This is a genomic window from Thermanaeromonas sp. C210, assembly GCF_013167955.1.
Taxonomy (GTDB): Bacteria; Bacillota; DSM-521; order Neomoorellales; family Neomoorellaceae; genus UBA12545.
This window is the reverse complement of sequence record NZ_BLWF01000001.1, coordinates 296,678-310,345: the sequence shown is the minus strand read 5'-3', so window position 1 is coordinate 310,345 and position 13,668 is coordinate 296,678. Positions and strand designations below refer to the sequence as shown.

Genomic DNA, 13,668 nt, shown 5'->3' with positions numbered 1-13,668 from the left:
GAACAACGAATGCGTTACACCCTGGCCGGATTGGAGTGCGCCAGTTGCGCCGCCAAGATTGAGCAAGAATTACGTAAAATCAAGGGATTGGAAGGGGTAACCGTGAACTTTGCCGACCAGAGCGTGGAACTGCCCCCGGAACTGGCGGCAGCGGCCCAGGAGGCCATTAGCCGGGTGGAACCCGGCGTGCGGCTCGTGGAGCAGGGCGAGCGAAGGCCGGCGGCCGCAGAAGAGGAAGGAGAGGGAAAGAAGGCCCTCTACCTGATCGTGGCCGCAGGGCTTCTTTGGGGAGTGGGTTTCCTCTTCAACCAGCAGCTCCACCGCACCCCCTACGCCTGGGCTGAATACGCCGTGTTGCTGGCCGCCTACCTCCTGGTCGGGGGACCGGTCATCCAGACCGCCTTCCGGAACCTGGTTCGGGGGCAGGTCTTCGACGAGAACTTCCTGATGAGTGTGGCCACCGTCGGCGCCATCGCCATCCACCAGTTGCCCGAAGCCGCGGCAGTGATGCTCTTCTACGCTGTTGGGGAATATTTCCAGGAACGGGCGGTGAACCGTTCTCGCCGCGCCATTACCGCCCTCCTGGATATTAGGCCGGATTACGCCAACCTGAAGCTGAACGGGGAAACCAAGCAGGTCCGGCCGGAGGAAGTGGCGGTGGGTCAAATCATCGTTGTCAAGCCCGGAGAGAGGGTACCCCTGGACGGCGAGGTGCTGGAGGGGACCTCCTTTGTAGACACCTCGGCCCTGACGGGGGAATCCGTACCCCGCAAGGTGGAAGCCGGCGAAAAGGTCCTGGCCGGGATGGTTAACACCCAGGGCCTCTTGACGGTTCGGGTGACGAAGCCCTACGCCAAGTCTTCAGTGGCCCGCATCCTGGAACTGGTGGAAAACGCCGCCGGCCGGAAGGCCCCTACGGAACAGTTTATCACCGCCTTTTCCCGCTACTATACTCCGGCGGTGGTCTTCGGCGCGCTGGCCGTGGCCGTGGTACCTCCCCTGGTCATCCCCGGAGCCACATTTTCCGAATGGATCTACCGTGCTCTGGTGCTGCTGGTCATTTCCTGCCCCTGCGCCCTGGTGATCTCCGTTCCCCTGGGTTACTTCGGCGGCATCGGCGGAGCATCCCGCCGGGGTATCCTGATCAAGGGGGCGAACTTTTTGGACGCCCTAGCGGGTCTCCACACGGTGGTCTTTGACAAGACTGGCACACTGACCCGGGGCGTTTTCCGGGTGACGCGGGTTGTGCCCTACAACGGTTTTTCCGCAGAGGAACTTCTGTCCCTGGCCGCCCACGCCGAGGCCTTCTCCACCCACCCCATCGCCCGGTCCATCCGGGAAGCCTATGGCCGGGAGATTCCGGCGGACGCGGTGGGTGAATACCAAGAAATCGCCGGCCACGGCATCAGTGCCGTGGTGGGTGGGAAAAGGGTGCTGGCGGGAAACGACCGCCTGATGCACCGTGAGGGCATTGCCCACGATGTCTGCGACCTCGAGGGCACCGGCGTGTACGTGGCCGTGGACGGCACCTTCGCCGGATACATCATTATTTCCGACGAACTGAAGCCGGACGCCAAGGAAGCCATCGCCCGCCTGAAGGAGCTAGGGGTCCAGCAGACGGTCATGCTTACCGGGGACGAGGAGTCGGTAGCCCGGCGGGTGGCCGAGAGCCTCGGGCTGGACGCCTACTTCGCTGAACTCCTGCCGGAAGACAAAGTGGCTAAGGTGGAGGAACTGGCAGCGGGTCTCGCCGAGCGCCGCAAGCAGAAGTTAGCCGTTGTCGGCGATGGAATCAACGACGCCCCGGTCATTACCAGGGCTGACGTGGGGGTGGCCATGGGGGGATTGGGGAGCGACGCCGCCATTGAAGCAGCCGATGTGGTCCTCATGGAGGATAAACCCTCCCGGCTGGCCACCGCGGTGGAGATAGCCAGGTACACGGGCCGGATCGTACGCCAAAACGTGGTCCTGGCCCTGGGGGTGAAGGCCTTCTTCCTGGTCCTTGGGGCTTTCGGGGTGGCGACGATCTGGGAAGCGGTCTTTGCCGATGTGGGTGTGACTTTGGTAGCCATTTTTAACGCCACCAGGACCCTACGGTATGGAACCCGCCCCTAAAACGTTTCCTCATTCTACCAAACTAAGTTCAGTAAAAGGCGAAATAGAGCGAGGTGTTTACTTGAATACAGTGCGCATATTGCCTATTATGGCTTAAGAAAAATGCGAGGCGCTTGGGTTACAAGAAGCAGTTAACCAGGTCTATATGCCGGCGTGGCCCTATAACGCAGAAATAAGAGGCCTCCGAATTAAGAGGTTCGCCTCTTGGGAAGAGATTCAGGGTTGCATAGATTGTTTTTCCCAATACCGTATGGTACTATAAACATAGAAGAGATGGAAAATACTGTATATCCTTTTCTATCCCCGACGCCCGGATGGAAATCGCATATGAAGACCTGGACACGGCCAAATATAATCTTGAGGGCAAACGCTATTTGTGGCCTGTGTTCCTGTGGTCAACAAGCCTTAGAAAAAGCTTTTTGAGGTGATGTATTTCAAGAGATCTGGGAGAGTTCGACCGCGCAAGCACGACCTTGTAGTATTGGGCAAGCTTACTGGTCTTCTCGAGGCTTAAGATAAAGCAAAACTGGCTGAAAAATATACAGAGAATTATACGAGGGAGATTGTTGAACAAACCGAAAGGGTGGTCGGATGGCTGGCAAGCAAGTTGAAATAACTATACGTGAGTATATAAATCTACTGCGGAAGAACAATATCCGGGTTTACCGGGCCATTCTCTTTGGTTCCTATGCTAGAGGCCAAGCTCGAGAGGATAGCGACATTGATGTGGCCATTATAAGTCCGGACCTGGGCAAAGACCGTATTGAGGAGGCAGTGTTTCTGAAGAAGATAGCCGAGGAGGTAGATCTAGATATTTCTCCAAGGCCGTATTCGGTGGAGCAATACCTAAAAGCTTGCAATGGCGAGTTCTTGCATGATGAAATAATTGATAAAGGCAAGGTCATTTTATAAGCATTGTTGCCTCCCGGCCGGTAGTGTGAGAGTATTACCGGCTGTTTCCAAAAGTACTTTTCGAGATAGGGAGAGAAAGGAGCGATTTCCTTGGCTATAGATTTAGGCGGGGGTAGTAGCCAATATCTACAAGAAGAGCTGGAACGGATAAGTGGCATTATAATTAAAAACTGCCGCCCCGAGAAAATTATTCTTTTTGGTTCTCTCGCAGGAGGCAGGGCGAAGGAATATAGCGACCTTGACCTGGTGGTAGTCATGAAAACAGACATGCGATTTATGGACAGGCTATTGTTCCTGGCCAGGCTGACCAAGCCACAGGTAGGAGTAGATTTTCTTGTATATACGCCGGAGGAATTCAGGCAGATGATGGAAGACGGCAATCTGTTCTTGAAGGAAGAGGTGGTCAAAAAGGGGGTTGTGCTTTATGACAGCGGGGCAGCAGGAATACATGGCCTGGCTTAACTATGCTGATGACGATTTAAAGGCTGCTGAAGAACTTATTAAAGCAGGGCTATACAATTTGGCCTGTTTTCACTCTCACCAGGCCGCCGAGAAGTATCTGAAAGCATTCCTCGTAAAACATAGAATAAGCCCACCTAGGATACATAAGCTCCCTGGCCTCTTAAGTCTATGCCAGCAGGCAGGCGCCGAAATTGAAGAACTCAAAGAAGAGGCTCTGATACTGGATATGTACTACATTCCGACCCGGTACCCGACTGCCCCTGTGGGAAGCCTACCTGAAGGCCTACCCAACCAAGACGATGCAAAGAAGGCCTTGGATATTGCTAAACGGGTGAGGGATTTTGTTAAATTAAGAGAAACAACTAACTGAGGAGTTATAAGTTAGGGCCGGTGGCACCTCTGCCACCGGTTTTTTGTTTTAAAAACACAGCAAAGGGGGTTTAAAGAGCGGGAGCGAACAGCTGAGGGTCCAGGTCGGTATCTTTAAGGGTGTCGAGTATGTCGATATCCGGGTGTACTACTATGATGCCACGAAGCAGGAATGGAAGCCCTCGCGAAAAGGCGTGGCCTTTAAGCGCGAGCTCTTGCCGGAAGTGGTAAAAGCCCTGGAAGAAGTGGGCGGTAAATAAAAAAAACAGCAAGCTTCTTTTTCTCATGGCCGGTGGTAACAGCGCCACCGGCTATTCTTTTAAATAAATTCTATCCTCTTCCCTTTAGACCCCTTTAAGCGTCCAAAATATGACAAGGAAAGGAATTCTGATACAGGAATTCCTAGGACCGAAGGCCAAGGAATTCCTGCTATAGGTATTCCTACAGGCGGAAGAGTAGAAAAATAAAACGTATTTGGGAAAGGAGAATAGAGGTTAAGGGGCCGCCGCAACGTTTACGTCCGAACGGGCTTACGTAGCGGCGGCCTTAGTATGGAAGCGACAGCAGTAGGCAGCAGGAGCGCGTTTTAGGCGCACCTGCTGCCTTGATTTTAAGCCTCCAGGCCTTCCGGCTGCCTCCTTATTTTACTACCGCTCGGGCCCGGTCCGGCAAGGGCAGGGGCCTGCGGCATATGCTCCCGGGCTGGCGCCCGGTCCGCTATTCCTCGGCCCGGCCCTGCGGGCCGCCCTTGCCGCCCGGCCGGGCGGCTGTATTCGGCAGCCAAGGCCGGAAGGCCAAAGGCCGAAAGGCCAAAAAGATAAGGAGGCGGTACGGATGGCTGTAAAACTTGAGGAAAACAAAGTCAAGCAGGCAGTGAATAGTTTGCTAGCCATGCTTCAAAGTGGTGATCTGCCGAAGAAATCGGCGCGGACCTTTATCAACGCCCGGGCGGGCTACGGGAAACCGAGTGATAATCCTGCGGCACTCCCGCCCATGTGGCTAGGCCAAGGGAAGTAAAAGACGGGCGGGTTTGGATTACGGAAGGGCAATTAAAGGCGGATATTGCCGCGGCTTACCTCGGCGCGGTGGTCGTAGGCGCCCAGGGCGCCACTTCCTGGAAACCCGTGGTCCCGGTGGTGGTCGAACCGGCAGCAAGAGAAGTGGTAATCGCCTACGACAGGGACCAGGAAACGAATAAAGAAGTGGCCAGGGGCAAGAGAATGCTGGTGGCAGAATTGAAGAAACTGGGCATAACGGTCCGGGAAGCAATATGGAGAGCCAGGTCGAAAGAGGAAAAAGGGATAGATGACGCCCTGGTGGCCGGATTGGATATAAGGGTTATTTAATTGATGTTCCTGACACTAAATGGTATTATGTATTTGGAAGATGGAAAAAGCTGTATGCACCCGGAGGCAGGAGAATGGTTAAAACAGGCCGAATACGACCTGGAAACCGCTGAAACCATATTGAATGGGAGGTGATCCCATGTCACCCAACCAGAAAGCAATAGACATAGCTAGATTATACGTAGAAACCTTGAGGAAAAAGAACCTCCCTATTAAGTCGGTAATCCTCTTCGGGTCCCAGGCGAGGGGTGACTACGAGTCGGATTCTGATATTGATGTTCTTGTGGTTACTGAGAAGCTCGACGCAAAAATACGCGAGGTCATTCTAAACGAAGCCTTTGAGATTAGCCTTGATAAGGATGTAGTACTGATACCCCTTATATACGACCTTGAGAAGTTTGAGTCTCCTCTATTCCGGTCCGGGCCCCTTTATCAGAGTATAAGCCGGGAAGGGATTATTATCCTGGCGTATCCCCACTTTCGAGGCTAGGCCTACTGGGCTTTCGCTCGCTCCAGAAACCCTTGCGGGCCAAACTATCTATCACTCAGTCTCAAGCTCCGGCGGACTTCCCGGCAAATTCGACCTCCTGTCTCAGTTGCCGGCCTCGGCCGTCCGTGGTCTCGGGTCCGCCTCCGCTTTCGACTTCGTGAAGTTTGGCAGCCGCTCGGGTTTAGTCGCTCGCTTTCAAGCCAAGGTAGGCCCTTCCCGCAAAAAGCGGGGATACGCCAGATTATTATCCCATGAGCGACACCGCGTTTAAGAAGCTGTTCGCCCGGACCAAAATAGAAAAGGCATGGCAAACCTGGGATGAGGCCGAATGGGCCTTCCAAGGGAGAAAGTACCCAAGTGCGGTTAACAGAATGTACCACCTGCAACGCGAGGAAGAGATTGAGCCCGGGCAGGCCCGCTATGGGCAGGTGAGGGTAGCCCACACCGTCTGGAAGGCTGCCTGGCGGGCATTGGAGCGGGAACGCACCAGGGCCGAGGCCCCGGCCTTACTCCTGGCGGAAAGGGAGCTGGAAAGACACAGACGCAAAAGGTGCCATCGGGGAAAGCGCCGTGGGCATCACCAAGGCTTTCCTCTCCTACTTCCAATAATCCGTTGGGAATATCCTTCTACGGCAGGCCCGGCTCTTCCGGGCCTGCCCCCTTAATGAGGGAGGGGGAAAACCAGTGTAGGTAATAACCAACCTTATAATTTAAGCTATAAACAATAATTTAAGCTATAAACAAATTCCTGTCCGATTTTTGAAAATGCCCTTACCACCTTTGCCCAGTTCGCCGGGAACGAGATGGCCCTGGCCACGCCGATCCTCGATTCGGTTTACGTGCAGAACGCCATAAGGCTGGTCCAGGCCTTGGCCGGGAACCTCTTGGCCCTGAAGGTGGGTGTAGAGGCTACGCGCTCCTATGTGCTCTATCTCGGCGGCGACCCCGGGGCCGACCCCGGAGGTCTTCTAAAGCGTACCGCCTTTGCCGCGGCGGCCATAGGGGCCGGGCCCTGGACGGTGAAAAACGTTTATCTCTGGGGCCCCGCCCTGGCCGATAGTGTGGCCCACCTGGGTTCTGTAGGGCAGCCATCGTCGCCCCTGGATACCATCATAACTTTTACTGCCACGGCGCCTTTCCTGACAATAATTACCTCCCTGATCGCCATCCTTATCTGGGCTTTGAACCTTATCCAGATGGGTATACGCTCGGTGGAGGTGGCCCTCTTGGCGGCTGTCGGCACGGTCATGGCCGTGGGCCTGACCCGCGCCGACGAGGGAGTGGCGGCGGTATGGTGGAGGGAACTCGTGGTGCTCTCAGCCTCCCAGGCCGTGCAAGTCTTTCTCCTGACTTTATCAGTTACAACTCGTTTTGGAAACAGGGACCCGCATAAAATCTAGGTTTGCGGGCTCAAAGCCGGTCAGAAAGCGAAAAGTGTAGTGGCAACATTAGCGGTAATAATGGTTATATAGCTAGACAATAGGTGTAAATAGTGGTATCATAAAAACATGTTCATCAAGATAACTAAATCTAGGGACCACCAGTACGTTCAGTTGGTTCGGTCTTACCGGGAAAACGGTGTTGTCAAACACAAGGTCCTTTTAAATCTCGGCCGCCTGGATGAGATTGAAAACAACCCCAGCTTTCAAAGATTGGGAAAGCGCCTTTTAGAATTGTCCAAGGCCAGGGAGGTGACCAGTTTAGCGAACTTCTCTGAGGCGCAGATCAAGAACTGGGGTTATGTGGTCTACCGGAAGATCTGGAACCAATTTGAACTACCCGAACTGCTGAAAGAGATTAGTGCCAAACACAAGGTCCAATTCAGCTTAAGTGACGCGAGTTTTCTGATGGTCGTCCAGCACCTCCTTGAGCCCAGGAGCAAACTGGGCACCTACAACCACCAGCAACGTTATGCCAGTTTGCCCGACGTGGCTTTGAACCACCTCTATCGCTCCCTGGATTTACTCAGTGAGCACAAAGAATTGCTGGAAGAAGAGATGTTCCGGAAGAACCGCCACCTTTTCAACATGAAAGTAGATGTGGTATTTTACGACGTAACGACCTTTTCCTTTGCCAGCGTCAAAGCCGATACTTTACGAGATTTTGGCTTCAGTAAAGACGGCAAGTACAACGAAGTCCAGGTGGTACTGGGTTTACTTATTGATTGCGAAGGTCGGCCCATAGGCTATGAGCTTTTCCCCGGCAATACCTTTGACGGTAAAACCCTGGAAGCAGCCTTAGAAAAGCTGGAAAAACGTTTTGGCCTGCGCCGGGTAATTATCGTGGCGGACCGGGGGATTAACAGCAAGCTCAATTTAAAGCGCATAGTAGAACGTAACTACAGCTACATTTTTGCCGCCCGCATTAAGAAGATGAAGAAAGAGATTACCGATATGATCCTGGACGAAGACGGCTATCAGGAGATCAAGGACGACGAAGAAGGAGAAGTCCTTCGCTACAAGGTTATCGAATACATAAACGAGTTCACCGCTGAAGGAGAAAAATACCAATTACCCGAAAAACTGATCGTCACCTACTCCAGCCGGCGGGCGGAGAAAGACCGGTCCGACCGGGAAAGGTTAATCGAGAAGGCCCAAAGCCTTTTAGAAAGCAAGGCTAAAATCCGGGCCAGCAATAAACGCGGCGGCAAGAAATACCTCAAAGAAGTAGATTGTACCGGCACCTGGGTGCTGGACGAAGAAGCAATTAACTGGGACCAACAATTTGACGGCTACTACGGCATCCAGACCAACGAGAAAGAGATGAGCGCCAAAGACATTCTGGATGCTTACCACAACCTGTGGCGGATTGAAGAATCCTTCCGCGTCATGAAAAGCACCCTGGAAGTACGACCGGTTTTCCATTGGACCGAAAGGCGGATTAAGGGGCACTTTGTAATCTGTTTCCTGGCCTTTCTTCTCGAACGCACCCTGGAATCCAAGCTCCGGCAAGCTGGAGAAAACGCCTCGCCGGTAGAGATCCGGGAAGCGTTAAACTCCCTCAACTTTGCCGAGGTGGAAATCGAAGGAGAAACCTTCTTTATTAAGACCAAGGGTACAGAGTTAAGCAAAAAGATCCTGCGCCTGATGCGAATCGCTCCCCCTGCCAATATCACTCGTGTAGAAGAGTTTGCTTCTCGCTGGCAGGGCCAGGCGTAGTGGCAAAATGCACGCCTTGGTTTCTATCTTCCTAGATTTTATGCGACTTCTAGATTCTCATCTGATAAAGTCAGGAGGGAGTGGCGGCGGTATGGTGGAGGGAACTCGTGGTGCTCTCAGCCTCCCAGGCCGTGCAAGTCTTTCTAATCAAGGGGTTCCTGGCCACGGTGATGACCATAACCTTCGGCGTAGATATTTTGAAGCCCTTTCTTCTGATCGGCTGGCTCTGGGTGGCCTTCAAGACCCCGGCGGTCCTGCGCCAGTTCGCCTACCACTCCGGCCTGGGTTCTGCTATGGGACATACGGTACAGACCGCGGGCACCTGGTACATTATGCGGAGGATGTTCACGAGGGTTTAGGGGGCGATAAGGGTGTACCTTATACCCAGGAATGTTAAGGCGAGGTTTAAGTTCTTCCCCGGCTTCGGCTGGTTCGAGCTCGTGAGCGTGGTGGGAGGAGCTATATTGGGGCTCCCGCTTTACTTTCTAGCAGGCCTTTTTACCGAGTCTTTTTTCCGGGCAGTCTTCTTCATTATTCCTCCTGGCCTACTTCGTCACCAGGCCGGGGCCGGACGGCCAGAGCTTGGACGGCTTAATCAAACTTTGGCGAGGGTGGAAGAGCAGCCAGAAACGATACTTCTACGTCACCAGGGGAGAGTGATACTGTGATGCTCAAATTTCCAGGCAAAAAGGAGGCCACCAAGAAGAAACAGGCAACCCAGGAAGAGGCCAGGAAGGCCGTCCAGGAATGGCTGCCCTTTAAAGATATTGCAGGGGGAGTCCTGGTGAGGAAGGACGCTCAGGTTGCAGCAATTCTAAGAGTGGAACCTTTCAACCTTTCCCTGAAGAGCGAGACGGAGAAGAAGCGCATCATCACCGCCGTCTTCGAGGCCATAAACGGGCTTAAGGAGCCCTTCCAGATTGTGTCCCTTGGCAGGCCGGTGGACCTGGACGCTTACTTAAGGGAATTACAGGAAAAAGCCAGGGAGACTACCAGCTTTATCAGGAGAAAGCTCCTCCAGGAATATATTCATTACGTCAGTGCCTTAGTTTCCACCGGGGAGGCACTAGAGAGAAGGTACTACCTCCTCCTTCCTGGGAAGGAAAGGGAGGAAGTACTACAGAGGGCGCACGAGCTGGCTTCTAATCTTGAGCGGGCAGGACTCAAGGTGACTATATGCGAGGAGCAGGAGATCATGGATTTGCTCTTTGTCTTTTTGCACCCGGCCCAGGCGGCCTTCGAGCGGCCCCCTGCACTGGCGGGGCCGTACCTGCCACCCCTGTTGGGAGCGGTGTAAGAAGGAATTTGTCTCCTGGAAGCGAATATTCTGCTAGAGGCTAACCCGGGAGGTGATAACCGGTGTTAGATCAATCTTCTTCATTATCGCCTCACGCACTAAGGCCCAAGCCTCCTGTAAAGTGGGCAGGGGGTAAGGCTCAACTTATACCTCAACTTGAGCCACTGTTTCCTAAGAAGGAATATAACCTTTACATAGAACCCTTCGTGGGGGGCGGGGCGGTATTTTTCCACCTGCTGCCCCACCAGGCTATCCTTATCGATAGCAACGAGGAGCTTATCAACTTTTACCTGGTGGTGCGAGACAACCTGGAGGAACTGCTAAGGGACCTCAGAAAGCACAAGAACACGCGGGAATATTACTACTCCGTCCGCGCCTTAGATCCCGAGGAGCTTTCGCCCGTGGAGAGGGCCTCCCGGTTCCTTTATCTCAACAAGACGGCTTATAATGGGCTGTGGAGGGTAAACAGCCAGGGTAAGCATAACGTGCCCTTTGGGAGATATAAGAATCCCAAGATTGTAGACGAGCCCAACCTCCGGGCGGTAGCCGAGGCTTTGAAACATGCCCAGATAATCTGCGGCGACTTTAGCCGCGTGCTGGAGTTCGCCCGGCCTGGTGCCTTTGTATATTTCGACCCTCCCTATTACCCCTTATCCGATACGGCCAACTTTACGGGCTACACTCCGGACGCTTTCGGGCCGGAGGACCAGAAGAGATTGGCGGTCGTATTCCGGGAACTGGACAGAAGTGGCTGTCTGGTGATGCTGAGCAATTCGGATACGCCCTTCATACGTGAGCTTTATTCGGGATACGATATCCGGGTGGTCTACGCCAGGAGGGCCATAAACTGCAGGCCTGACCGGAGAGGACCAATAACAGAACTAGTTATTAGAAATTACCGGTGAGGACGGCTGACGTTAATGCCACCTAGAGATGCTCGTTTTCGGGATGCCATCATTAGGTATATAAACTCTTGGGGCGAGGACATTGAGGTTTTGAAGGAAAAACCTGTGGGCTACAGGTTTGTAGGTACGCCACGGGTACTGGATATTGTGTTACGTCACGGCGGCAGGTACATGGGCATAGAAGCCAAGCTTCAGGAGAGTTCGGGGACCGCATATCAAAAGTTGAGTTATGCCCTGGAAGATTGCCTGGCCTGCCCTATACCTACAATAATTGTTTTTGCCGGAGGCGGCATAAGAGAAGACATGAAGACTAAGCTTATATTGAGCGGCCGCGGCATAGAGGTTAGTTTCTTATCATCTGATGAGCAGGACCCAGAAAAAGATAGAATTGAGGATCCCCACCTACTTCTGAGACAGAGGGTGTTACTATCTTTCTTTCAACCACTGAGCCAGCCTTTTATCTACTTCCCGTCGTAAGCTTCTTACCCCGGCTTCGATGCTCTCCTGGTCCTTAAATTCTGGATATTCGCCAGGAGAAAATATCCCTGAACACTCCCTGAGGGCTTTCGCCTGGCTGGGCTGGAAGCCTGTTTTCGGGGGTTTGGTCTTCTTCGACATGTCAGAGCCTCCAAGGTGTTTTACTGCGGCCCCTCATGGGGCTGAAGGTCCAGGCACTTCTCCGACTTGAGCCAGGCTGTTATGAGTTTCAATCCCTCGTAGGTAGGCTGGAAACAGGTTTTTCCCTTGACAGGGGATTATTCTGGCTGCGGGTTTCAATCCCTCGTAGGTAGGCTGGAAACGCGACAAGGAGGAGGATACGAGTTGGGCAGGCTGTAGTTTCAATCCCTCGTAGGTAGGCTGGAAACGCTTGTTCCACAACCCACGTTCATAGTTCCTTTTGAGTTTCAATCCCTCGTAGGTAGGCTGGAAACGGATGGGGCTAGATTGGAGGTACTGCTCAACCGCAAGGGGTTTCAATCCCTCGTAGGTAGGCTGGAAACCTGTGCCTTCCTCCAGTTCCCCCAAGGTGCCACGACGTTTCAATCCCTCGTAGGTAGGCTGGAAACAAAATATTACGAGGTCATCGTTAAAGGGGCTTTAGAGTTTCAATCCCTCGTAGGTAGGCTGGAAACGCGCTGGCGGAGGCCGAGCGCCGGGCGGCGGAGGCTGCGTTTCAATCCCTCGTAGGTAGGCTGGAAACCCTATGGGGTTTTTACCCCCATAGGGGACGAAGGTGTAGTTTCAATCCCTCGTAGGTAGGCTGGAAACATCTATGTACATTGGTACATGCAGAAATGCTAGGGCGTTTCAATCCCTCGTAGGTAGGCTGGAAACTTCAACAGTAGCAATGCCAGCAATGCCTTGATACGGTTTCAATCCCTCGTAGGTAGGCTGGAAACTAGTATGGTAAAAGCTCAAATCCAAAGCATTGAAATGTTTCAATCCCTCGTAGGTAGGCTGGAAACGCTTCCACGTTCGGTGTCAATCATGGCCACTTTCCCGCGTTTCAATCCCTCGTAGGTAGGCTGGAAACCTGCCAAAAATCCTGGTGGCGTATTGCCTCCGGTGGTGTTTCAATCCCTCGTAGGTAGGCTGGAAACTTTCCATTCGCCTTCTTCATAATGCTCCCCGATCAGCGTTTCAATCCCTCGTAGGTAGGCTGGAAACACGTTGTTCTGGCGTAAGTTTGTCTAAAATAAAGTTGTTTCAATCCCTCGTAGGTAGGCTGGAAACCTAAACTTGATCCTGGATATGTTTGAAGAGTAGGAGCGTTTCAATCCCTCGTAGGTAGGCTGGAAACGCTTTTCTTAATGCTTTCTTGAAAGCTTTTTTAATGGTTTCAATCCCTCGTAGGTAGGCTGGAAACGGCACCCGTCGTGCGGGTGCTTATGAAGAATTATAGTTTCAATCCCTCGTAGGTAGGCTGGAAACGGAACTAGGCGATGAAAACGCACTTGCTGTATTAGGTTTCAATCCCTCGTAGGTAGGCTGGAAACTTATATCTCTGGTATGAACTTGTTCCTCGGTACGAGTTTCAATCCCTCGTAGGTAGGCTGGAAACCCCCAAATACGGCCCGCCGGAGCCTTTAATCCGGCCCAATGTTTCAATCCCTCGTAGGTAGGCTGGAAACTACTAGCCCTTCCCGGTATACGTATCGGGTTACAGGGTTTCAATCCCTCGTAGGTAGGCTGGAAACCCACTGGGCCACACCTTAGCAACCCAGTGCTGGTTGGTTTCAATCCCTCGTAGGTAGGCTGGAAACGATTTTCGACAGTAGCAATGCCTGCAAGCCTTGAAACAGTTTCAATCCCTCGTAGGTAGGCTGGAAACTATGACGATAGTGGTATAGAAATATGCTTTAGTTTAAGTTTCAATCCCTCGTAGGTAGGCTGGAAACCTGGCAAGGAAAGAGATGAGCGAAATGATTAATCTGGTTTCAATCCCTCGTAGGTAGGCTGGAAACAATCTGGGTTCTGAAACCTGAAATCTGCTGGGCGGGGTTTCAATCCCTCGTAGGTAGGCTGGAAACAAAAATTAGAGATTCATCTATAACCGCACTAACGCTGTTTCAATCCCTCGTAGGTAGGCTGGAAACTTCCATTCGCCTTCTTC

At 52.9% G+C, this 13,668-nt stretch carries 14 protein-coding genes, 1 pseudogene and 1 CRISPR repeat array (1 of these 16 running past the window's edge); all 15 genes and pseudogenes read left to right on the top strand.

Annotation, left to right across the window (positions count from 1 at the left end; all coding sequences use genetic code 11):
* Window positions 1–9: 9 nt before the first annotated feature.
* The 15 genes and pseudogenes from TAMC210_RS01475 (at window position 10) to TAMC210_RS01405 (ending at window position 11,531) form a co-directional block, all read left to right on the top strand.
* On the top strand, window positions 10–2,115 hold the full coding sequence (locus tag TAMC210_RS01475; protein ID WP_173297036.1) for a heavy metal translocating P-type ATPase: 2,106 nt from the start codon (window positions 10–12) through the stop codon (window positions 2,113–2,115).
* A 591-nt stretch (window positions 2,116–2,706) separates the two neighbouring features.
* Complete coding sequence (locus tag TAMC210_RS01470) at window positions 2,707–3,027, top strand: nucleotidyltransferase domain-containing protein (protein ID WP_173297035.1); 321 nt, start codon at window positions 2,707–2,709, stop codon at window positions 3,025–3,027.
* Between the two features lie 96 nt (window positions 3,028–3,123).
* Window positions 3,124–3,489: a nucleotidyltransferase domain-containing protein gene (locus tag TAMC210_RS01465; RefSeq protein WP_173297512.1), complete on the top strand. Its 366-nt coding sequence runs from the start codon at window positions 3,124–3,126 to the stop codon at window positions 3,487–3,489.
* Window positions 3,452–3,859 (top strand): HEPN domain-containing protein, encoded by a 408-nt coding sequence (locus tag TAMC210_RS01460; protein ID WP_173297034.1) that lies wholly within the window; start codon window positions 3,452–3,454, stop codon window positions 3,857–3,859. The genes TAMC210_RS01465 and TAMC210_RS01460 overlap by 38 nt, the downstream gene beginning before the upstream one ends.
* Before the next feature lie 91 nt (window positions 3,860–3,950).
* A complete protein-coding gene (locus TAMC210_RS01455; RefSeq protein ID WP_173297511.1) occupies window positions 3,951–4,118 on the top strand; it encodes a transcriptional coactivator p15/PC4 family protein in 168 nt (55 codons plus the stop codon).
* A gap of 574 nt (window positions 4,119–4,692) precedes the next feature.
* Window positions 4,693–4,875, top strand: coding sequence for a hypothetical protein (locus tag TAMC210_RS01450; protein WP_173297033.1), 183 nt, complete (start codon window positions 4,693–4,695; stop codon window positions 4,873–4,875).
* The gene (locus TAMC210_RS01445) at window positions 4,854–5,204 is read left to right on the top strand and encodes a DUF3854 domain-containing protein (protein WP_173297032.1); all 351 of its coding nucleotides are present in this window, start codon (window positions 4,854–4,856) and stop codon (window positions 5,202–5,204) included. The genes TAMC210_RS01450 and TAMC210_RS01445 overlap by 22 nt, the downstream gene beginning before the upstream one ends.
* A gap of 139 nt (window positions 5,205–5,343) precedes the next feature.
* Window positions 5,344–5,694, top strand: coding sequence for a nucleotidyltransferase domain-containing protein (locus TAMC210_RS01440; RefSeq protein WP_173297031.1), 351 nt, complete (start codon window positions 5,344–5,346; stop codon window positions 5,692–5,694).
* 755 nt (window positions 5,695–6,449) lie between these two features.
* Window positions 6,450–7,094: a conjugal transfer protein TrbL family protein gene (locus TAMC210_RS01435; protein ID WP_373996432.1), complete on the top strand. Its 645-nt coding sequence runs from the start codon at window positions 6,450–6,452 to the stop codon at window positions 7,092–7,094.
* A gap of 108 nt (window positions 7,095–7,202) precedes the next feature.
* Window positions 7,203–8,852, top strand: coding sequence for an IS1634 family transposase (locus TAMC210_RS01430; protein ID WP_173297029.1), 1,650 nt, complete (start codon window positions 7,203–7,205; stop codon window positions 8,850–8,852).
* Window positions 8,853–8,926: 74 nt separating this feature from the next.
* Window positions 8,927–9,211 (top strand): annotated as a pseudogene (locus TAMC210_RS01425) (conjugal transfer protein TrbL family protein); the annotation flags it as partial.
* Window positions 9,212–9,223: 12 nt separating this feature from the next.
* Entirely contained in the window at window positions 9,224–9,520 is a 297-nt protein-coding gene (locus tag TAMC210_RS01420) for a PrgI family protein (protein ID WP_254388457.1), read from the top strand.
* Complete coding sequence (locus tag TAMC210_RS01415; protein ID WP_173297510.1) at window positions 9,520–10,149, top strand: hypothetical protein; 630 nt, start codon at window positions 9,520–9,522, stop codon at window positions 10,147–10,149. Before TAMC210_RS01420 ends, TAMC210_RS01415 begins: the two co-directional genes overlap by 1 nt.
* Before the next feature lie 62 nt (window positions 10,150–10,211).
* Window positions 10,212–11,054, top strand: a complete 843-nt coding sequence (locus tag TAMC210_RS01410; protein ID WP_173297028.1) for a DNA adenine methylase — start codon at window positions 10,212–10,214, stop codon at window positions 11,052–11,054.
* Between the two features lie 15 nt (window positions 11,055–11,069).
* A complete protein-coding gene (locus TAMC210_RS01405; protein ID WP_173297027.1) occupies window positions 11,070–11,531 on the top strand; it encodes a PD-(D/E)XK nuclease superfamily protein in 462 nt (153 codons plus the stop codon).
* Between the two features lie 226 nt (window positions 11,532–11,757).
* A CRISPR array of direct repeats spans window positions 11,758–13,668; the repeat unit is 30 nt; unit sequence GTTTCAATCCCTCGTAGGTAGGCTGGAAAC; it runs 447 nt beyond the window's last position.